This is a genomic window from Sandarakinorhabdus sp. (assembly GCF_040398645.1).
In the GTDB taxonomy this organism is placed as follows: domain Bacteria; phylum Pseudomonadota; class Alphaproteobacteria; order Sphingomonadales; family Sphingomonadaceae; genus Sandarakinorhabdus.
Genome location: NZ_JBBATR010000042.1, coordinates 1 through 20,750, shown reverse-complemented (window position 1 = coordinate 20,750; position 20,750 = coordinate 1). Strand labels below are relative to the sequence as shown.

The window sequence follows — 20,750 nt, the reverse complement described above, 5'->3', positions numbered from 1 at the left end:
TGATGGCCAGCGCGCCTACGGTAAGTTTCGATCCACGCCCCCGTGAAGGGGCGACGCGGCACGGCGAGATGGGCAACATCGCCAGCCAGTTTCGATCCACGCCCCCGTGAAGGGGCGACAGCCAGTTCCAGGCGACGATGACCAGCATCGGCCAGTTTCGATCCACGCCCCCGTGAAGGGGCGACGGCCGTCGCATCGCGGCGCAAGAGCAACGCAAGGTGTTTCGATCCACGCCCCCGTGAAGGGGCGACCTTGACGCGGCGAGCGCCTTCAGGCCGGCCTGGTGTTTCGATCCACGCCCCCGTGAAGGGGCGACGCGCGGGTCTCGTCACCATTAGCGTCAGCCACCAGTTTCGATCCACGCCCCCGTGAAGGGGCGACCATGGTCAACAGCGGATTCCGCAGCCTTGCCGTGTTTCGATCCACGCCCCCGTGAAGGGGCGACCGGCGGCCGACACCTTCGCCCACAACGGCAGCCAGTTTCGATCCACGCCCCCGTGAAGGGGCGACACTTCGCCGCCGCCTATGCCGCCATCGAAAACATGTTTCGATCCACGCCCCCGTGAAGGGGCGACCCAACAATGTGCCGGAAACAAGAGCAAGCGCGGTGGTTTCGATCCACGCCCCCGTGAAGGGGCGACCGGTTGATAGCGGCCAATATCGATGACCGTTCACGTTTCGATCCACGCCCCCGTGAAGGGGCGACGACCATCGGCACGATCAGCCGCAACCCCGCGATGTTTCGATCCACGCCCCCGTGAAGGGGCGACCGCCAGACTGATCGCCGGCATCATAAAGCGTCGATTGTTTCGATCCACGCCCCCGTGAAGGGGCGACGAACGTGTCCGCAACTCGGACGTGGGGACGATTGTTTCGATCCACGCCCCCGTGAAGGGGCGACACTGGGGCCGTGGGACCCGAGCCTTCAGGTTGTTGTTTCGATCCACGCCCCCGTGAAGGGGCGACGCCGCCAGAGGTGCCGTTGGCATTGTAGGTGACGTTTCGATCCACGCCCCCGTGAAGGGGCGACATCCATCGAATCGTGCCGTGGAGGGAAATGCTGTGTTTCGATCCACGCCCCCGTGAAGGGGCGACTGAGGGCCAAGCTGGCAGCCTGCCCAACGCCAGGTTTCGATCCACGCCCCCGTGAAGGGGCGACGTGTCGGCTGCCGCGCCTGCTGGCGAACTTGATCTGTTTCGATCCACGCCCCCGTGAAGGGGCGACTGTTCACGCCGAAACTGCCGGCGAGGTTCACGGTGTTTCGATCCACGCCCCCGTGAAGGGGCGACGATTGTCAACCGGCGCCCGCCGATGACATGGCCGTTTCGATCCACGCCCCCGTGAAGGGGCGACGTGTCGCCTTCGCCTGGCACCTTCTTGGCCCCAAAGTTTCGATCCACGCCCCCGTGAAGGGGCGACATCTCGCTCTGGATAACCAGGCCGGTGGCCGTGTTTCGATCCACGCCCCCGTGAAGGGGCGACTCGACGTGAGGCACGCGCCAAAGCGAACGGTAAACGTTTCGATCCACGCCCCCGTGAAGGGGCGACCCAGCTCTTTCAGCGTCATGACCGCAGCCGGAATGTTTCGATCCACGCCCCCGTGAAGGGGCGACCTGCTGTGCTGTTGGAATAAGCGGACGGGTTAAACGTTTCGATCCACGCCCCCGTGAAGGGGCGACGTGGTGGTTTATGGCGCATCGGGCGCGCTGGCGGTGTTTCGATCCACGCCCCCGTGAAGGGGCGACTTGTGCCGCCTGCGGTGCGGGATGCTTGGAAGGGTTTCGATCCACGCCCCCGTGAAGGGGCGACCCACGACGCTCGCCAGCTCCATTACATTGGCGGGGTTTCGATCCACGCCCCCGTGAAGGGGCGACGACCGCATTGGGGCGCAGCTTTGTGCGGCCAAAGTTTCGATCCACGCCCCCGTGAAGGGGCGACCTTTATCTGGACGGCATCGAGGCAGTGTTCGGTGTTTCGATCCACGCCCCCGTGAAGGGGCGACAGCTCCATTAATATCACGATAAGAAACAGCGGCCTAGGAGGTCGATTGCGCGTAAGGCGCTGGCTTTGGCAATCGCGCGGATGTGTCGAGCCGCCTGACTATCCCAACTATCGGCTAAACAATCAGAAATTCAATGTGCGAACCGGCAACGTGGGCTGTGCGCGCTGCCGGTTCGCGCGACGCGCTAAAACAGGAGCGGGCCTTCCAGGTCGAGCGGTACTTTTGCACCCACATGTTCGATGCGGCGCCGACTGTCAGTGCCCAGCCGATAGAAGCGCAAACTGTCTTCGGCGCGCTCGATCTCGCCGAGCAGACGGGCACGCAGGACAGCCCATTGCGCCGGATCGACCTCGCATTCGAATACCGAATTCTGCACGCGTTGGCCGTAATCGAGACACGCCCGCGCCACCCGCCGCAGCCGACGCCGGCCCGCGCTGTCAACAGTGCTGACATCATAGGTGACCAACATTAGCATCGACTATTTCCACACAAAGGGCGGATAACCATCAAGGTCACCGCGCAAATGCCGCGCCAGCAATTGGGCCTGCACATGCGCCACCAGCCCGAAGGCAATGGTTTCGCCCAGAAAGGGGTGACGGATGTACTCGCGCTTGCGTTCCTGCCAGGCAACGAGCACTCGCTTGCGCGCATCATCCTTCATCATCACCGAACCGCCGGCCTCCACCATGAAGTCATCCGCTTCCAATTGGCGGCGGTTTATCATGCTCAGGGCCAGACGGTCGGCTAACACTGGGCGAAGCTCCTCCATCATATCAAGCGCAAGGCTGGCGCGGCCAGGGCGGTCAGCATGCAAAAACCCGACCTGCGGATCAAGGCCGTGCGCCTCCAGCGCCGATCGGCAATCATGGCCAAGCAGCGCGTAAAGAAATGACAGCAGCGCGTTGATCCGATCAAGCGGTGGCCGGCGCGAGCGGCCAGCAAAGCGGAACGCCGGACCTTCGCAGCGCACCAGCGTATCGAACACGCTGAAATAGTTGGCGGCGGCTTCGCCTTCCAGCCCACGCAGCGTCGCGACGTCTTCGGCGGAAAGCGCGCGGCGGGTCATCTCGCCGAGACGGCGCTCGGCGATGTCCAGCGCGCTACGCTGCTTATCCTCCAAGGTCGCACCATAGTCGCGCAGCGCGCGGCGCAGCACGGTGCGCTGGTTGGCGGCCTTGGAAGTCACGATGTTGCGAACGATTGCCGCGGTCAGTGCCGGGTCATCGGCGGCGCGATACTGGGCACGGCGCAGCCGCACATTGCCGGTGCGGGCGCCTTCCAGCCGGGCAAGAAATCGCCCGTTCGGATTGAGGAAACTGACCGCCACACCGGCTTCGGCGCAGGCGGCCAGCAAGGCCGGCGAGGCGCCAGGGCGGCCAAAGCCGATGACGCCCTCCAGCATATGCAGCGGCACCCGGCCTTTTTCCACACCATCGGATTCAACTACCAGATTGGCGCCCTCCTTGCGCATCCAGGCGTCTTCGGACGTGACATAGATGGTGTTGAGCAGACGGCGCATCAGCCTGCCAGTTGCGCTGCAAGCCAGCCGGCGATGTGCGGCGGAGATTCAAGTCGCTTGGGCTCGCACAGATCGATCATCGAACATTGGTCGCATGCGGAAGCGCGATAGACCGGGGCCGGCGTGTGCCCGGCAGCGATCATGGTGCGGGTTTTCTCAGCCATATTCACGGTCAGGGCACGCAATTCGGCATCGAAGATCACATCCATGCGCCGCCTCGTGGCGCCATAGAACAGCGCTCCGGCGGGCACCTGGGTGCCGAATGCTTCCTCAAGGCAGATTGCCTGGGCGCAGAGCTGCACTTCATCGGCGCGGTGCGGCTTTGGCCGGCCGCGCTTATACTCCACCGGAAACGGCCGTGGCGGCGTGCCGGTCAGTTCCACCACATCGGCCTTGCCAGCCACGCCAAGCGCCAGGCTGCGCAGCGCCACACCGCGCAATGTCTGCACGCCGGGACGCCTGTCGGGCCGGCCGCCATCAACCTTTTCATGCAGGATGCGGCCATCGACAGTAGCGCCATTCTCGGCCCAAAGCTGCTCGACATGGATGAGCGCGCACTGCCGCGGGCAGAACAGATAATGCTGGAGCGCCGACAGCGGGATCAGCGCATCTTCGGCAACAGGATCAGGCGGGATGAGTGTCAATTACCGCTCTATGATCTCGATGCCGGATGGCAGGCCATCATGGTTCACGTTGACCCGGTAATCGCTCCAGGCCCGAGCCGAGGGCCAGTTTTCGGTGGCGCGGTCGCCGATAGCATGGGCAGAACCTTGATACACCCGGCTGACCGTTACCCGGTCGAACAGCGATTGCGCTTGGGCATTGCCAAGCGCCGAGGCGTGGCGGAAGATGACCAGCTTGCGGCTGGCCATTTCGCCACGCGCCGCCGAACGATCATGATCGAACATGTTGGCGAGCGCTTCGAACAGCAATTCAAGGTCGTCTTCGGAAAAGCCGGTGCCCTTAGTCGCATGCGACGCGAGCGGCGCCGATATGAAGCCATGGACGCGGTAAAGCCCATAGGGCACGATATGCTTGCGGCCCATGGTGCGGCCACCCTTCGCCTCGGCATCGGCCTCAGTGGTCGCCGCCATCCGAGTAATGGAGATTTCCAACGGCAGGATCGGTTCGACCGAACGCGCAAAGGCCAGTTGCACGGGTCCGCGCACTTGGCCGGCATTGACGCCAGTGGTCATGACTGCGCCGAAACTGCGGATGTCAAAGAAATTGGCGCACATCCAGGCGGTGAGTTCCCGCGCCTTGGCCTCATCCTTGGGCAGTTTCTTGAAATCTTCGGCCTTGGTAATGTCGGGCGCCACGGCCGCCCATGACCGCTTATGCTGGTTGTTGAGCGTCGCGCCTTCTGACATGTAGATTTCGTAGCCCGGTGCATTGGGCCGTGCCAGCGCTACATAGTTGCGGATCTTGCGCTTCAGCGCGACATCCGAGACCAGTCCCTGGTTGGTTTCGGGATCGAGCCGGGGCATGTTCCCGGCATCTGGATCGCCATTGGGATTGCCGCTCGACACATCGAAGAACAGCACGAATTCATGACGCTGGGTTACGGCCGGGCTGGTCACAGGTCTTCTCCATCTTTGTTGGTGGCGTCGTCGGCCAATTCGGCCGCAATATCGGGTCGGCCGGCGAACTGGGTCTTGCGCTGATGGTAATAACCGATGGCAAAGCGGCCCTGCTCGGCGAGTGGCAGCGCTCTTGGCAGATCGACGCCGACGACATCGAGGATGTCCTCGATCTCGCGTTCGATCCAGCCTCCCGTGCCGTTCTTGCGCAGCTTGCCAAGATGGTTCTGCACACCGCGCAGCAGCAGCGGGAACACGCCAGCTGGCGTGGCCGATGCCGCACCAAAGTATCGGTCCCGGATGCTGGCGTTGACCTTGCCCAGCGCCATGCGCTGCGCGGTTTCCAGAACGGCAAACAGCCGTCCGAGCTGATAGGCGGTACTGGGATGCTCGCGGTCGAGACTCACGGGTGTTTCCCCTTTCTCGGGTGTGGAGGGATCACGGCGGGACAGGCGTTCGGCGCGGCACAGGACCGCCTTGATGGCGGCTGCATGCCAGCCAGTCAGCGGATCATCGCCAGCGCGGAGACGAATGACGGCGGCGGCAAGCCAGCTTTGTGGATAGGCGCGGCCTTCGAGCACGGCGCGGGTTACTTCGCCGGCAAGCTGCGGCGGGATATTCTCAAACTTCTCCATCAACGCTGTCGTCTTGACCAGCAGCTGGTTGATAGCGGGCGGGTTGCCGCGCCAGGGGCTAGGCGCGATCTCGAGATCGGCAAAATGTGCTGCCAGCCGTTGGGCGAAGACGCTGAAATCGTCGCTAAGCCAGAAGCGGATCGACAGTCGCGCGGCATTAGGAGACAGGCCGAGGATGTGGAAACGGGTGCCGTCTTCAAGATCAGGGTTCACTTCGCGCATCGGCCGGCCTTTGGCGACGGCTTCCAGCGCCGCTCGCAGCTTGGCCGCTTCATCGGCGTCTTCAAGCGGCGGCGGCGTGAAGAAACGGCTGAACATGCCCTCCGCTGCGCTGGCCGCCACTTCTCCCTTCGATGTGTCGGCCCAGAACGTCACGGTCGCGTCGCCGATGCGGGTACGGTTGGTGCTACCGCGATCGAGCAGGCGGTTTAGCGCCGCGCCGTAACGGAAACTGGCGGCCTGCGAGGTCGGGGCGTTTTGCCCTTGCGATTTGCCATAGGATTCAAAGGCATCGAGATTGAACGAGACCAGTGCCGCGCCGGACGACTGTGCACCCTCCACGCCCTTGATAGTCGGATGCAGCCGCGCCACCGAGGCAGATACGCCAGTAACGAGACAAAAGGCCGCTTCAGTCGGATCACCCGCGACGGCTTCGACCAGCGCGCGTGAGGCTGGGCGATCGTGCAAAAATTGGCCATCGCCTTGCAACCGAAACAGGAAATTGCCATCGAGCATATCAAGACGAAACGGCAGCGCGTCGAAGCGTTCGGGGGCCCAGATTTCGAGAAAGCGCCGAAGCGCGAGCAGGCCGGGATCTGCGCTGTCACCGATCAGCGCCAGCGTGGCGACCCGGAATGCAGCATGTTCCTCGGCCGATCGCTTGCCGCTGCCGGCGGTGCGGCCAAAGACATAATTGGTTTTGTCCCACAAAGTGTTCGGCGCGATTCCCACGGTGCGCTTCACCGCTGCCGGCACGTCGCGCAACGTCACCGCCGGCTTCTTTCCCGCCGTGTCATGCAGGTCCAGCACATCCACCGGCTGACCATCGGCATCGATTACCAGGCACCAGCCAAATTTCTCGCGCGACCAACCCGGCGCTTCGGCCTCGCCGCGCGCCGCCATGCGGTCGTAATAGCTGTTCAGCGCCTGGAGGATGCTCATGCCATCAGGTCCGGGCTGCCCGGCGGCGGCACGTCGACGACGCCACCCACCAGCGCGGCGCGGAAGAAATGCGAGATGCCTTCAGGAAAGCTAATGTCGTGCAGCATAAGGCCGAGATCACGATCCGGTATGGCCTCATGATCGGGCAACGGCGCGTCAGGTGCGATAAGCGCAAATTCCGCCGGAAATTCGCGCGTCCCAAGACAGGGGCGGTGAAAGCACTGGCCCTGTTGAGCACGGCGGTTGAACATGGCGATATGCTTGGCGGCGCTGTCATCCGGGCCGGCCTTATCGGTCAGGTCAAAATGCGCCTCAACGACATAGGCGACATTGACGAGGATGGTTGCGGCGCGCTGCTGGCGGTTCTCCTCCATGTTCATGCCTAGCCCGTCGGTGCTGCTGCGCGTCATGGCACTACGGGCATTGGCGGCGCTGATCTTGGCGCCGACCTCGTTACGGCGAAAGGACTGGAATTTGATCGGTTTCAGCACATGAATGCGTGTCACCTGCCAGCGGATAGCGGGTTTCCAATGGATCGCCTCGAGAATACCGCGCGCTGCCGAAGGCGTTGGGACATCGTAACTGACGCGTTCCACCTTCAATTCGGGCCGGGTAAAACACGCGCGCTCACCCCAGACGTGCAGACGAATTCCATAACCCAAGTGACTCTCCCTACCGAATCTCAGAATGGCACTTCATAGTTATTTTACAAGCCAGGTCCGCAATTTTACTGTTGGAGTTCAAGTCATCACATTGCTGTCAATTGTCCGAAATTCCGGACTTTCAAAACGCAGTCCCAGCGCTTCATCGTAAAGCGACATGTTCGTCAGCTCGACAAAGCGATCACCGAAATCCTGAGGACGTATTGGCTCGGCGGCACCCGCAATGATCAGCGCCAATCGCGCCTTGGTAGGGACCGAAACGCTGTATTGCTGCAAACGGCGTAGCACGTCGCGCGGGGGGCGTTCGGCAGCACGCAGCTTCGCGATCGCGGCTGCGGCCTCGGCATCGCGCGGGATCAACACGGGATCCATGATATCGTCGATCATCCGGAAGGCGTCGGCAATATCGGCGAAGGGAAAGTTCAGCCCGCGAGCCGTTTCGGATATCGCGGGCATGATGCCGCCGGGCATTGCCGTATCAAGCGCAGCATGGCCCTTCACAAAATACAGCTCACTGAAATAGGCCTTTACCGCTGCATCGCAGAGAGGGTCTTCAAATTTGCCGAGCACTTGCCTCGCAGCGTCCCAGAAGCTCAATATGCTGCGCGGCGTCTTATGATCGGCGGGTTCGAACACCACCACCCGCCCGCCGGAATTCAAAATTCCGCCCTCGCGATTGCAACGGCCTGCCGCCTGGGCGATCGAATCGAGCCCGGTCACCGCCCGCCAGACCTCGGGGAAATCCACATCGACCCCGGCTTCGATCAACGATGTTGCTACCAGCCGCACCGGGCGTTGTCCCGCCAATTCAATGCGGAGTTTCGCCAGTACTGCGCGCCGATGCTGCGCGCACATCAACGTCGTCAGATGCACGGCGCCATCCATCGACCGGATAGCTTCGAACAGATCGCGCGCATGGGCGCGGCTGTTGACGATGCACAGCATCTGCGATGCGTCGGCGAAGCGGGCGGCGATGTCGGCATCGGCAATCGGTTCCCGGCGATATTCAACCGTCACACGGCGCAACCGGGCAAACAGTGCCGGCGGATCAGGGGCAAGTTCGCGTGTCTCGTCGATGTCGAAGCCCTGCGTCCCACCCGCCGGACTGGCGGGCAACGCGCCGTCCATGCGGCGCAGCGCAGGCTGGGTGGCGGTGCACAGCACGACGCTGGCGCCATAGTTACGCGTCAATTCGTCGAGCGCCGCCATGCACGGCCGCAGCAGCGGCACCGGAAGTGTCTGCGCTTCATCAAGGATGATTACGCTGTTCGCCAAATTGTGCAGCTTGCGGCAACGTGAGGTGCGCGCAGCAAACAGACTTTCATAGAATTGCACCGCGGTTGTAACGATGATCGGCGCATCCCAGTTTTCGGTGGCGCGGCGCAGCTTGCCGATACCGGCAGGGCCTTCATCGTCGGTGCCGGTCGAAAACGCCTTGTCACGGGCGTCCCAATCAAAGCTCGCATGATGTTCGAGAATATCTCCTATGCCTGGCACATCCCGGAAAACACCCGCCGTCTGTTCAATGATCGACGTGAAGGGAATCACATAGATGATCCGCCTCAATCCATGCCGCGCGGCATGTTCCAGCGCAAATCGCAGCGAGGTTAGCGTTTTACCGCCGCCAGTAGGCACGGTCATGGTGAACATCCCAGGGGTCAGTTCGGCGCGCGAAATAGAATGAGCCAAAATGTCGGCGCGCAAAAGGTTCAGGGCGCTTGCTGGTGATGGACGCGCTGCCATGAATGCGCGCACCACCTCCAAGTGCGAAGGCTGCAAATCCCCAAACCCGCGCTCCAGCGTTTCCCCATTTGCTTCGGCATAAAAGCGTTCGGTGCCAATAAAATCGGCATCAACTAGGCATGAAAACAGCATGCGGACCAGAAAAGCCTGGGCAAAGCCGCGCCGGTCGGGATGATCCCGAAAAAAGGGCAAATCCATCTTAGAACTAGAGGGCAACGGGACGGCATGCGCTTCCCAGCCATCATAGGCTTCGATCGCTACTTTCCCCGGATCGAGCCGATCGACCAACGGGCGCCGTGCGCCTGCGGCGATGCCGTTGGCAAGGCCGGCGTGGTGGCCCGCAATGCCGAATGCCATGATGCGGCCGAGTGGCCCCTTATACCGCTCAGCCGCGACCCGCGCGCCAGCAGTCGAATGATCCGGGCCCTTTTCAGCGGACGGAGGCCGAGAAATATAGTCCTGGTAGGCTTTTGACACCTTGCCTACATCGTGCAGGGTACCCATCGCACGAGCGATTTCACCCGCTGCAAATTGCGTGGCAAACTTAGCTGCAAGCTCGCCCACTTCGCGCAGGTGCTCGCCCAGCGGTTCCCAATCATCAACGGGCCGTTCAGGGAGCGAGTGTGCGTAGCGAGGTGCTGCCAATTCAATGTACACAGTGTAGGGCTATACTAATCTGTCACTCGAAGTCGAGAAGGCGCTGCTTGTGGGATTGTAGGAGCGTTCGATTAAATCGAAGCCCGGGTTTCGCTAACCTTCGCCGCCAAACTGTCCAAACAGGCGTGAACACCTCACAGGTCGCTGAGGCTTCAAATAATAATATCTGGAGCCAGAAAAGCAAAGTCTGCGGTACAAAGTCGATTTTGTCGTATTTAAGTATGAAAATTTTTAAATGATATTGTTTGCATATGGAGGAATTGTTTATAGACTTCAGCTTGTACGGAAAATTCGTCTACTGTGGGTGGCGGCGCTACTGGTGGAGGAAGCGGATTGTTTCCGCGTAAGCGCGAGATTACTGATGCTGTTGGCTATGTCGGGATGCTTGGGGCCGAGTTGCTTCTCGCGGATGGCAAGCGCGCGGCGATAACCGCCCTTGGGCGCGATGGCTTCTCGGCCGCGGCTTGGCCATTGGTCGGCCGCAAGGTGTCAAAGGCGCGCCTGATCAACGACATCTACGCCACTGCGACTTCGTCGATCGCGCTGCCCGTGCCTTTGGACTCGGCCGCGATCACGATGTTCCGCATGGTCATTGCCGACGCGCGCAGCCTGATCCAAACGCATCGTCGGCAGGATCTCCGATATCTGCATCAGACTGCTTACGTTAGCTTAGCCCTAATCTGACCGGCAATTAGACGGGCGACGGCGCCGGTTACGGCTTCAGCGGAAACGACGGGTAATCTTCGACAACGGCACCGAGAGCGGATTGCTGATGCGTTCGCTTCAGCGCCAGCTCAACGAAGACGAGGCGGTCATGCCGCTATTCTGGCAGGCTCCTGTCGACAGTTCCATGGCAACAATGCATCGATGTCGCGTTGGCCATGCGCCCGCACGCCCCATCTCACGTCGCGCTGCAACAAAAGATTGCCAACGGGTCATCGAGTTTGCAGAGTGCGCCTACCGCTCGGAGACGGGTGGTGGGGCATGGAAACCTCGAACAACGGCACCGGTCACAGGGTAACCTGAGGCCGGGTGGCATGCGCGCATGTCCAGCCGGCAACGGTAAAGGCGCATGCGCCTGTTCGTTGACCAGGTTTCCAACATCCGGCTTCGGCCGTCGCCTCGAGTGGACATAGGGTGACGGGGTCGGAACATGACAACATATCTACGCTCGGAACGCGTTATGCTCCGGGCTCACCCGGACTTCAGCGAAACCTGGGTCCAGGGGCTGATCGCCGAGGATCCAGCCATTCTGGGTCTAGGCGATCTCGTGCTGCGCGATCGCGAACGTATCCAGCCGCGGGCTGGCCGGCTCGACCTGCTGCTGCAGGATGTCGAGACCAAGCGCCGCTACGAGGTCGAGCTGCAGCTTGGCGCCACCGATGAGTCCCATATCATCCGCACGATTGAATATTGGGACATCGAGCGCAAACGCTATCCCCAGTATGACCATTGCGCCGTCATCATCGCTGAGGACATCACCAGCCGGTTTTTGAACATCATAGCGTTGTTCAACGGCGCCATCCCGCTGATTGCTATCCAGATGCAGGCCCTGCGGGTCGGCGAGCATCTGACCATGAACTTCACCACCGTCATCAACGAGTTGACCCGGGGCCTGGTCGACGAAGACGAAGACGCGCAGGCAGCGCCGGCTGATCGGGCATATTGGGAGGACCGCTCCAGCCCGCAGATGCTCCAGCTCACCGACAATTTGTTCAAACTGGTCAAGCAGTACGATCAAAGCCTCGAGCTCAAATACACCAAGTTCTACGTCGGCATCACCAGAGCCGGCCAGCCGTTCAATTTCGTGAAGTTCCAGCCGCAGAGAAAGAGTGTGTCGGTCGGTATCCGCCTTGAAGTGACCGAGGAGCAAACGGCAGCGATCGAAGCGATAGGCTTTGAGACCCAGCCTTATGACCGACGGTATAACAACTATCGGCTGCGGCTCACCGGCAGTGAGCTTGGATCGCGGGCCGAGGCCCTGGCCGCGCTGTTTGAGCTTGCCTACCGGCAGCGGACAGCCTGACCGGAAGCTTGTCGGCGCTCGCGTGATCCTGTGCCCACCTGTGCAACAATGGCTTCAGCGATGGCAGTGCCGTTGCACCACGCTGATTCGACAGGAGCGCCGAGACACGAGTCGCCGCGAACATGCAATGTGCCGGCGTCGGCGCTCAAAAACGGCCTGCCCAGCGTATCGCCGCATGGCTTAAACCGAACAGCATTTGGCATACTCGGCACGGTTCACCGCCTGAAAATCAATCGCGTCATCGCCACTCGATATGATCAACTCGCCGAAAACTTCCTCAGCATAGTTCACCTCGCTGCCGTCAGGTACTGGCTCAAATTTATCCACGCCACCTAGCAAACGATTGCTGGGTTAACGGGTGCAGCTGACAAACGTCGGAGCCGCCGGCGCGGTTGACAGCCACGGCGGGGCTCGACACAAGTATTGCGAGACCACGAAAGCGTCGGGTCCTGAGCGATACGGAGTGTTGTATGCCGAGATCCGTACTGCTGATGGGCTCCATAGGAACAATTGTCGAATCGTCTGACATCCAGCGCCGGGCCTATAACGAAGCGCTTCGCGAAGCCGGCCTCGACTGGCAATGGGGCCCTGCGGTCTACCGCGAACTGCTGACGCAATCGGGCGGGCTTGATCGCCTGTCGATGCTGGCGCGGGCGACGGGGCAGGATCTGGCGCCCGAAACGCTGGTGCGGATCCATGCACGCAAGACCGAATTGGCCTGCGCCGAAATCGCAGCGCGGCAGCCGGCGCTTCGTCCCGGCGTGGCGCAAGCGCTGGCGCTGACCGCCGAGCGCGGCTGGCGCTGCGGCTTCGTCACTTCGACCGAACGCGCCAATATCGATGCGATCCTGGCGCTGGGCGGAGCCTTGACAGCCGACCGCTTCGATGTGGTGATCGGCCGCCGTGATGTCGCGCAGGGCAAGCCGCACCCGCAGGCGTTCCTGACCGCGCTGGAACGCCTCGGCGCACAGCCTGGCGATGCCATCGCCATCGAGGATACTGCCAGCAGCGTGATGGCCGCGGTTCGCGCCGGCATCACCACCGTGGCGGTGCCGGGCGCCTTCGCGCGAGGCCAGGATTTCTGGCAGGCCGATCTGGTGCTCGATGAGCTTGCCGATGCCGACGGTCGGCTCGATCCGCGGCTGCTTGCGCTGATCGAAGCGTGATCGTCCGGCCGTTGGCTCCGTTCGGTGCCGAAGTCATCGGGCTCGACTGGGCCGGCGGCTGCGCCGACCATCGGCAGCTGGCCGAGCTTGTCGCCCGCCATCGCGTGCTGGTGCTGCGCGGCCAGACCGGCGACGACCGGGCGTTCACGGCATTCCTGCGCGGTTTCGGCCCGCTGGTTTTCACCGAGGGCGAGGTGCCGGTTCCCGGTGCGCCGTTGCTCAACATCGTCACTAATGTCGGTCGAACCACGCCGCCGGTCAGCCGGTTCCACACCGATTCGAGCTATTTCGCCAGCCCGCCGGCGCTGACGGCGCTGCGCCCGGTGCATGTGCCGGAAAGCGGCGGCACCACCATGTTCAGCGACCAGGTCCGCGCCGCCGCCGGCCTGCCGCAGCGCTGGCGGCAGTGCCTGGAAGGCCGCCGTGTTCTGCATCGCTGCACCGGGCTCGACGGCATCGACGAACAGAATTGGCACCCATTGTTTCGTCGCCACCCGGTCACCGGCGAAACCGCGCTGTACCTTTCGACGCCGGCGCGATGCATCGCCATCGAAGGCATCGATTCCAAACTGGCAGGCCGCATCCTCGCCATTCTCTACCGCCGCAGCCAGCCAGCCGCCTGCCTATATCGCCACGCCTGGCGGCCCGACGACCTGCTGATCTGGGACAATCGGGTGACGATGCACCGCGCCGACCACGACGGCGTTTCGGCGCCCCGCACCCTGCACCGCGGGATGGTCGCAGGCGAAGCGCCGCTCGCCGCGGGCGGCTTCTCATCGGGCGAAACCGTCAGAATTTAAAGCCGGCTCTTACCCCCAATATCCGCGGCGGCGCGAAGTTCTGGAAGATCGCGCCCTGGCCGCCGATTACCGAGCGGTTGAGGATCGCCCGGTTTTCGAGGTTCTGGAAAAATGCCTGCAGCGTGAAGCGGTCCTCTGCCGCGGCCCAGGTCAGGCTGAGATCGGTGCGGGTATAGTTGCCTTGGCGGCCGACGGCACGGCCATCGATACCGGCATCATAATTGAATTCGTTGACGAAATAGCTGCCGGACCAGAAGAAACGGGCGGCCGGCGTCAGGCTGCCGGCGCTGCCGAGGCCGATGCGGTTGCTGGCCCCGATCGATACGGTGAAGTCGGGTGACAGCGGCACGACATTTCCCGACAGGTTGAGCTGGTTGGTCGAGCCCACGACCAGCCGATAACCCGTCGCCTGCGCCAGCGGCCGTGTCGCGGTGAAACGATCGAAGCGGGCGTTGAGCCAGGTGGCATTGGCATCGATGACGAGGCCATCGGCGGGCCGCCACGTCGCTTCGGCTTCGAAGCCATAGGCGCGCGACGATCCGGCGTTGGAGCGTGCCACGACGGTGGTGGCAGTGCCGGGGATGTCGACGAAGGTGTTGGCGAGGATGTCGTCGTAATCATCGTAGAATCCGGCGATATTGAGCGTCAGGCCGGCATCGCGGAATTCGCTCTTCAGCCCGATTTCATAGGCGGTGACGGTCTGCGGGCCATAGGATGGCACCGGCGGCGACCCGCCGTTATTGAAGCCGCCGGAGCGAAAGCCGGTCGACGCGGAAACATAGAACAGATGGTCGGGGGTCAAGTCGACATTGATGCCGGCGCGCCAGGTGAAGCGATCGAATTCGGCCTTGTCGGGCGAGAGGTCGGGCACGCCGACCGGGCTCTGGTAGATGAAGCGCTTCAGGTCGGAGGTGTAGCGGCCGCCGAGCACGAGCGTGACGTTTTCCGCCAGTTTCCAGTCGACCTGGCCGAAGACGGCTAAGCTGTCGGTCGCCACGTCCTGGCGGAAAGTGAAATTGTTGGGGTTGGTCGGCGTGCGGAAGTAGAAATCTTCGACGACATTTTCCTTGAAATAAAAGAAGCCGGCTACCCATTGCACTGGGCCGCCATATTCGGACAGGAATTGCACTTCCTGGCTGAAGCTCTTCGACTGGGTTTCGAGTTCCAGCAGCGTCGCGAAGCTTTCCGAAAAATCCTCGTCGCTTTGGCGGAACGAGCTGAAATTAGCGTAGCCGGTGATCGACTTGAAACGGATCGGGCCGAGCGTCGCAGACAGTTCGGCGTTCAGCGTCGTCTCGCGGGTGCGGCGGGTCAGGTCGGTATTGCGGAAGACATTGTAGGGATCGACGTCGGACGGGCCGGGCGTCGCCCCGGCACGCGGGTTATTGCGATCGAGAAAGCCGCCGATGTCCTGCACGCCCGTCGCGCTGCCCGGCGTCGCGCCGGCAGTGGCACGCAGCGTGCCGACCGTCGTATAGCCGAAACCGCCGGCACCCGTACCGTTCTGCTGCCAGCGGCTGGCACGCACGATCAGACGGACATCGTCGTTGAAATCATGGCGGAGCGTGCCACGAATATACCCTTGGTCGTTGTCGTTGAAATTGCCGGCTTGGCCGCCGCCGGCAATGCGCGGCGCCAGCACGTTGACGAAGCCGTCGGACTGCTGGAACAGGCCGACGAGGCGTACCGCCGTGCGGTCGGCGATCGGCGCATTGATGACGCCCTCGACGCGGATGTCGTTGAAACTGGCGTAGCGGATCGATCCCGAACCGCCGAGGTTGTCGCCCGGCAATCGCGACACCAGGTTGATCGAACCGCCATAGGTGTTGCGGCCGAACAGCGTGCCCTGCGGGCCGCGCAGCACTTCGACTCGATCAAGATCGACGAACGCCGCCAGCGCCTGCGACGTGCGCGGCTTGTAAATGCCATCGACGAAAAAGCCGATCACGGGATCGTTGGCGGCGTCGACTTCCTCGGTTCGGACACCGCGGATCGCCGGGCGGGCATCGCTACCGGACTGGCCGAAGTTGAGGCCGGGCACAGAGGTATTGAGCGTCGAGATATCGTTGATGCCACGCTGCGCAAGCTGTGCACCACTGATGGCGGTCACCGAAAGCGGCACATCCTGCAACCGCTGTTCTCGGCGCTGCGCGGTCACAACGATCTCGTCGGCGGCGCTTTCATCATCAGAAGCTGCTGCGGCTGCGGTGGCAGCCTGCGCTCGCCCGGGGCTGGGGCCGGCAAGACCGACGACGGCGGCCGCGATCAGCAGCGATGTTCTGGTTTCGATCATTACTTTGTCCTGTTGCGCCCGCGACGTGTTGTGCAACGCTGCTTCGCCGCGAGATTTGCGCCGCATGCAAACGCAATTTTGCCGCACGGCGCCACCGACGGTCGCAATTGCTGCATTTAGCCGCTGCGTGGCACCGCTTGGGTTGCAGTCGCGCGGCTCGTCAGGCCCGGGCGGTGACGGTTTCCGGCAAGCGCAGCCAAATCACCGCTGCCGTGAGGAATGCCGCGCATCCGCCGAGCATGACTGGTGCCATGCCGATGACCGGCACAAGCGCTGCGGTTAGGATCGGCGCCGTCATCGAGATGATCCGCCCCCAATTGAAGATCGAGGCAGCGGTGGAGCGCAGGTGCGGCGGGTAGAGCTCCGTCAGCCACGGCCCCCAGACGGTGCTGGCCGACAGCATGAAACCATAGGTGAAGCCCAGCGCGATGAACGCCGTGTCGGACATCGGAACGAACAGGTAAACCGGGATGATCAGCGCTGCGCCGATGAAGCCGAAGGCAGCGCGGCGTCGTCCGATGCGATCGGAAATCATTCCCCAGGCAAAGCCGCCGAGCGCCGAAGCGAGGAATTGCACCGCCAGCACGGTACCGATTAGCGCCGGATCGACCTGTCGAACGTCCTTCAGATAGGTCGTCGCCCAGCCGGTGAAGGCCTGGTAGGCGAAGAAATTGAGGCCAGTCATCATAACTAGCGCCAGCGTGCGGCGCCGCACGCTGGCCACGAAAAGCTCGGCGATCGGCAGGCTGCCGGCGGTTTGTGGATCCCCAGATCGGCTGCCCCATGCCAGCATCCGCCGGTCATCGGGAATTGCCCAGCGCGCAAAGCCGGCCGCCACGATCGGCACGACGCCGATCCAGGTCAGGCTGCGCCAGTCATGGCCAGCGGCGATGACCTGGCCGGCGGTGTAGCTGAGCGTGGCGACCGCGATGTTGTAGGTGGCCATCACGATGCCGGCGACCAGCCCGCGCGAATCTGCCGGGAAAAGCCCGGAATAGATGCCGACGGCAATCGGGAACATCGCTCCCATGAAAAAGCCCATCGCCATCCGCTGCGCCACCAATTGCGCGAAATCGGCAACGACGATCCCGGCCAGCAGGGCGGTTCCGAAACCGACCATCACCAGCATAAGCACAACGCGCCGGCCGATGCGGTCGGCAACTTGCCCTAGCACGACTGCGCCGATGAGCGCTCCCGACGACTGCATTGTGTAGAGCCAGCCGGACTGCGCCATCGTCAAACCTACCGAATCGCGGATGTAAGGCCGCAGGATGTCGACCGTATTCCACGCCCAAGCGTAACAAAAATAGCCAAGGAGCAGGTAAAGCAGCGCACCGACCCGCCGTGTGTGCGAGACATCCTCGGCGCGTACCGTGTCGACGACGCACGGGATCCCTGTGTTCAAGCGTTGCATCGATCCAGCCTTCAAAAAACATCTCCGACACATGTGTCTGTCACCAACTTACGTTGCGGCTACCATGCCGGTCATGCGCGGGCCAGCGACCAAGGTCGTCGTCTTGCGATGACCATGGGGGAAGCCCATGTGCAGCCGTTCGCCTCTCCGGCACCGACCATGGCTGCGGGTCATGTTGGTGGCAGTCCAGGTCTCGTCGATAAAGACGAGGTGCTCCGGATCGAGATCAAGTCGGCGGTCGAACCGGCGCTGCCGCTGGCTCAGGACGTCGGGCCAATCTTGCTCGATCGCGTGCCCAAATTTTTTTTACGCATGATCCCGTGCCGAGCAAAGAAGCGATGCACGGTGACGATGCCCACCGGCGCGCCGCGCTCCATCAGCCGCGCCTGAACCTCGACCAGGGTGATGTCGCCCAGCTCGGTAACCAGTCCTTTGATGAAATCGCCGTGCGCTCCGATCTTGCCCGAATGGCGGTCGCCGCCGCGAGGCCTCGCAACAACTTGGCCATGCTGAGGGGCCAGGCGCCGCCAGCGGATCGCGCTCGAAGTGCTGACCTCAAAATGTGCTGCTGCCGCTCGGCAACTCGTGCCGCCGTCCATCGTACCGATAACCCGGTCCCGAAGATCCTGTGAAAGCGTTCGAGCCATCCATGCTGGCCACCTGCCACCAGCAGAAAGTCTGAATCACAACGCCGCCGAAAAGGGAATCCCCAACGAGTCAGTTCGTGTGGAAACCGCTCTAGCTTAACTTCGCCGCCAATCTGTCCAAACAGGCGGGGCCACCTCAGACAAACCGAGCCACCTCTGGGCCAACTCTCGTGCGTAACCGCCATCATGGCTGTTTCTGACCCAGTTTGAGCCGGTCCTCGGACGGGAACCGACCGAGCTAAAGTGCTTTCGCTGGGAACCCGGCCTAACCAGCGACTCTGGTGGACAGCCATGAGGTGAACAGGCATGAACTTAGCTGTCCAGGGATAGGCGGGGGAATAGGTGATGCGCGAATTTGATTTTATCATCGTCGGCGCCGGCAGCGCGGGGTGCGTCCTCGCCAATCGGCTGACGGCTGATGGCAAGCACAGCGTGCTGTTGTTGGAAGCGGGCGGCAAGGACAGCAGCCCGATGATCCATATCCCCATAGGTTATGCGACGACGTTGAAGGACCCCAAGGTCAACTGGCTGTACGAAACCGAGGTTGACCCGACATCGGGCAACCGCCCGCACGTCTGGCCGCGCGGCAAGGTGCTGGGCGGATCATCATCGATCAACGGGCTGCTTTATGTGCGCGGCCAAGCAGCGGATTTCGATCAATGGGCGCAGCTTGGTTGCACGGGGTGGAGCCACAGCGATGTGCTGCCCTATTTCCGCCGTGCCGAAAGCAATGAACGGCTGGGCGAAGATCCGCTGCACGGCGGCGATGGCCCGCTCAACGTGTCGGACCCGCAGGATCGCCATCCGATTTCGGATGCAGTGATCCGCGCTGGGGTAGAGGCGGGGGTTCCGTTCAACGACGATATCAACGGCGAAGCCCAGGATGGCATCAGCTATTTTCAGATGACCATCAAGAACGGCCGGCGCTGGTCGCTTGCAATGGGCTATCTGCGCCCGGCGCTGCAGCGTTCCAACCTGACCCTTGAAATCCATGCCCAAGCCGAATGCGTTACCTTTGACGGCAAGCGCGCCACCGGGGTTCGATATACGCAAAACGGCACCAGCATCACCGCAATGGCACGCCGCGAGGTCATTCTCTCAGGCGGCGCGGTCAACTCGCCGCAACTGCTCGAACTGTCCGGCATTGGCGATCCGGATGTGCTCGCGGCGGCGGGCGTGCCGGTTGTGCACGCGCTCAAAGGCGTTGGCGGCAATCTGCAGGACCATTATATGGTCAGTACCAAATTCCGCCTGAAGAATTGCATTTCGGTTAACGAACTCAGCCGTGGTTGGAGGTTGGTCCGCGAGGTGGCGCGCTATGCCGTGCAGCGCAAGGGGCTGCTGGCGCTGTCGGCGGCGCACATACAAGCCTATGTGCGGACTCGGCCCGGCCTTTCCGGCCCCGATGTCCAATATCATATCCTGCCCGGCAGCATGGATGCCGATGCCTATGTCAACAAGGGCGAACTGGTGCTCGAAAAGCTGCCGGGGCTGACCATCGCGCCTTGCCAGTTGCGCCCCGAGAGCCGTGGCAGCATCCATATCAAGACGGCGGCACCGCTCGATCGTCCGGCAATCCGGCCCAATTACCTCGCCGATGCTACTGACCAGGCGACGATTGTGGCCGGCTTGCGCTGGGCGCGCTTGTTAGCGTCGCAACCGTCACTCAGCCCGTGGATGGCGGAAGAATTGATGCCAGGCATTGACCTGCAAAGCGACGATGAACTGCTCAATTACGCCCGCACGATGGGGTCGACGCTGTATCATCCGGTCGGCACTGTTGCGATGGGCCGCGCTGATGACGCCAGCAGCGTCGTCGATCCGCAATTGCGCGTCCATGGCATCACCAGCCTGCGCGTCGTTGATGCCTCGGTTATGCCGCGCCTCGTTTCCGGCAACACCAACGCAGCAACCGTTATGATCGCTGAAAAGGCGGCGGCCATGATTCTGGCGGATTAGGTCACCGATTCGTCGATTGCATCCAGATTCCGACGGCGGTTGTGGATAGGCGTTGAAGCGGGACCCCATGACATCCGTACCAAAGACCTCTAATTATTGCGGAATCCCAAGTTGTGCGGGGTCCTGATCGGCGCCGACCGGGACCCCACCAAAAATGGTATTCTTGCATTACTTCGAGCGTCTGTGCTGAATAAGCGGGGGTCCCGCTTCGGCGCCGATCCACTGCCGCGCATTAGCAAGGCTGCCATGATTGCCCTTTCCTTAGCGACGGTGCCTAGATTGAACGGTCTGAACGCGGCTCATGTGGGCCGGCTGACAATTCATCGGGAGCGGGCGCTTTCTCGATAGAATGTGAATGTTACTTGGTATGAGCCGGCCCACCTTGACAAAGCACGTCCGCGGTAGAGCGCGCCCGCTTGGTTCACTGCTAGGGTAAGCGTGGGCTGAAGGCCGCCGTCAGGCGGCTTGCGCTACTTGCGGATCAG

General features: G+C 62.4%; 15 protein-coding genes, 1 pseudogene and 1 CRISPR repeat array. Of the genes and pseudogenes, 5 read left to right on the top strand and 11 right to left on the bottom strand.

Annotated features, from left to right (window positions below; all coding sequences use genetic code 11):
• Window positions 1-24: 24 nt before the first annotated feature.
• A CRISPR array of direct repeats spans window positions 25-2,003; the repeat unit is 31 nt; unit sequence GTTTCGATCCACGCCCCCGTGAAGGGGCGAC.
• Between the two features lie 184 nt (window positions 2,004-2,187).
• The 7 genes from cas2 to ABWP50_RS09850 form a co-directional block, all read right to left on the bottom strand.
• A complete protein-coding gene (gene cas2, locus ABWP50_RS09880; protein WP_353217829.1) occupies window positions 2,188-2,472 on the bottom strand; it encodes a CRISPR-associated endonuclease Cas2 in 285 nt (94 codons plus the stop codon).
• Between the two features lie 9 nt (window positions 2,473-2,481).
• Window positions 2,482-3,522 (bottom strand): type I-C CRISPR-associated endonuclease Cas1c, encoded by a 1,041-nt coding sequence (gene cas1c, locus ABWP50_RS09875; protein WP_353217828.1) that lies wholly within the window; start codon window positions 3,520-3,522, stop codon window positions 2,482-2,484.
• On the bottom strand, window positions 3,522-4,166 hold the full coding sequence (gene cas4 / locus ABWP50_RS09870; RefSeq protein ID WP_353217827.1) for a CRISPR-associated protein Cas4: 645 nt from the start codon (window positions 4,164-4,166) through the stop codon (window positions 3,522-3,524). Before cas4 ends, cas1c begins: the two co-directional genes overlap by 1 nt.
• A complete protein-coding gene (gene cas7c / locus ABWP50_RS09865) occupies window positions 4,167-5,102 on the bottom strand; it encodes a type I-C CRISPR-associated protein Cas7/Csd2 (RefSeq protein WP_353217826.1) in 936 nt (311 codons plus the stop codon).
• A complete protein-coding gene (cas8c, locus tag ABWP50_RS09860; RefSeq protein ID WP_353217825.1) occupies window positions 5,099-6,898 on the bottom strand; it encodes a type I-C CRISPR-associated protein Cas8c/Csd1 in 1,800 nt (599 codons plus the stop codon). Before cas8c ends, cas7c begins: the two co-directional genes overlap by 4 nt.
• On the bottom strand, window positions 6,895-7,560 hold the full coding sequence (gene cas5c, locus ABWP50_RS09855; RefSeq protein ID WP_353217824.1) for a type I-C CRISPR-associated protein Cas5c: 666 nt from the start codon (window positions 7,558-7,560) through the stop codon (window positions 6,895-6,897). The genes cas8c and cas5c overlap by 4 nt, the downstream gene beginning before the upstream one ends.
• A gap of 78 nt (window positions 7,561-7,638) precedes the next feature.
• A complete protein-coding gene (locus ABWP50_RS09850) occupies window positions 7,639-9,960 on the bottom strand; it encodes a CRISPR-associated endonuclease Cas3'' (RefSeq protein ID WP_353217823.1) in 2,322 nt (773 codons plus the stop codon).
• A 420-nt stretch (window positions 9,961-10,380) separates the two neighbouring features.
• On the opposite strand from ABWP50_RS09850, the pseudogene ABWP50_RS09845 reads away from it, so the two are divergent.
• Both ABWP50_RS09845 and ABWP50_RS09840 read left to right on the top strand, forming a co-directional pair.
• Window positions 10,381-10,578: pseudogene (locus ABWP50_RS09845) on the top strand (IS110 family transposase); the annotation flags it as partial.
• Between the two features lie 565 nt (window positions 10,579-11,143).
• Window positions 11,144-11,986 (top strand): hypothetical protein, encoded by an 843-nt coding sequence (locus ABWP50_RS09840; protein WP_353217822.1) that lies wholly within the window; start codon window positions 11,144-11,146, stop codon window positions 11,984-11,986.
• 180 nt (window positions 11,987-12,166) lie between these two features.
• Here the strand turns inward: ABWP50_RS09840 and ABWP50_RS13610 are convergent, their stop codons facing one another.
• Entirely contained in the window at window positions 12,167-12,313 is a 147-nt protein-coding gene (locus ABWP50_RS13610) for a hypothetical protein (protein ID WP_502951026.1), read from the bottom strand.
• 143 nt (window positions 12,314-12,456) lie between these two features.
• Here ABWP50_RS13610 and ABWP50_RS09830 point away from each other — a divergent pair, with 143 nt between their 5' ends.
• Both ABWP50_RS09830 and ABWP50_RS09825 read left to right on the top strand, forming a co-directional pair.
• A complete protein-coding gene (locus ABWP50_RS09830; RefSeq protein WP_353217821.1) occupies window positions 12,457-13,152 on the top strand; it encodes an HAD family hydrolase in 696 nt (231 codons plus the stop codon).
• A complete protein-coding gene (locus tag ABWP50_RS09825) occupies window positions 13,149-13,952 on the top strand; it encodes a TauD/TfdA dioxygenase family protein (protein WP_353217820.1) in 804 nt (267 codons plus the stop codon). Before ABWP50_RS09830 ends, ABWP50_RS09825 begins: the two co-directional genes overlap by 4 nt.
• Here the strand turns inward: ABWP50_RS09825 and ABWP50_RS09820 are convergent.
• From ABWP50_RS09820 to ABWP50_RS09810, 3 genes are all read right to left on the bottom strand, one after another.
• The gene (locus ABWP50_RS09820) at window positions 13,942-16,245 is read right to left on the bottom strand and encodes a TonB-dependent receptor (protein ID WP_353217819.1); all 2,304 of its coding nucleotides are present in this window, start codon (window positions 16,243-16,245) and stop codon (window positions 13,942-13,944) included. The two genes, ABWP50_RS09825 and ABWP50_RS09820, sit on opposite strands and share 11 nt — an antisense overlap.
• A 160-nt stretch (window positions 16,246-16,405) precedes the next feature.
• Window positions 16,406-17,659 carry an MFS transporter gene (locus tag ABWP50_RS09815; protein ID WP_353217818.1) on the bottom strand — a complete coding sequence of 418 codons (1,254 nt, stop codon included), beginning with the start codon at window positions 17,657-17,659 and terminating at the stop codon, window positions 16,406-16,408.
• Between the two features lie 260 nt (window positions 17,660-17,919).
• On the bottom strand, window positions 17,920-18,258 hold the full coding sequence (locus ABWP50_RS09810) for a hypothetical protein (protein WP_353217817.1): 339 nt from the start codon (window positions 18,256-18,258) through the stop codon (window positions 17,920-17,922).
• 393 nt (window positions 18,259-18,651) lie between these two features.
• Here ABWP50_RS09810 and ABWP50_RS09805 point away from each other — a divergent pair, with 393 nt between their 5' ends.
• Window positions 18,652-20,265 carry a GMC family oxidoreductase gene (locus tag ABWP50_RS09805; protein WP_353217816.1) on the top strand — a complete coding sequence of 538 codons (1,614 nt, stop codon included), beginning with the start codon at window positions 18,652-18,654 and terminating at the stop codon, window positions 20,263-20,265.
• The last annotated feature ends 485 nt before the right edge of the window (window positions 20,266-20,750 follow it).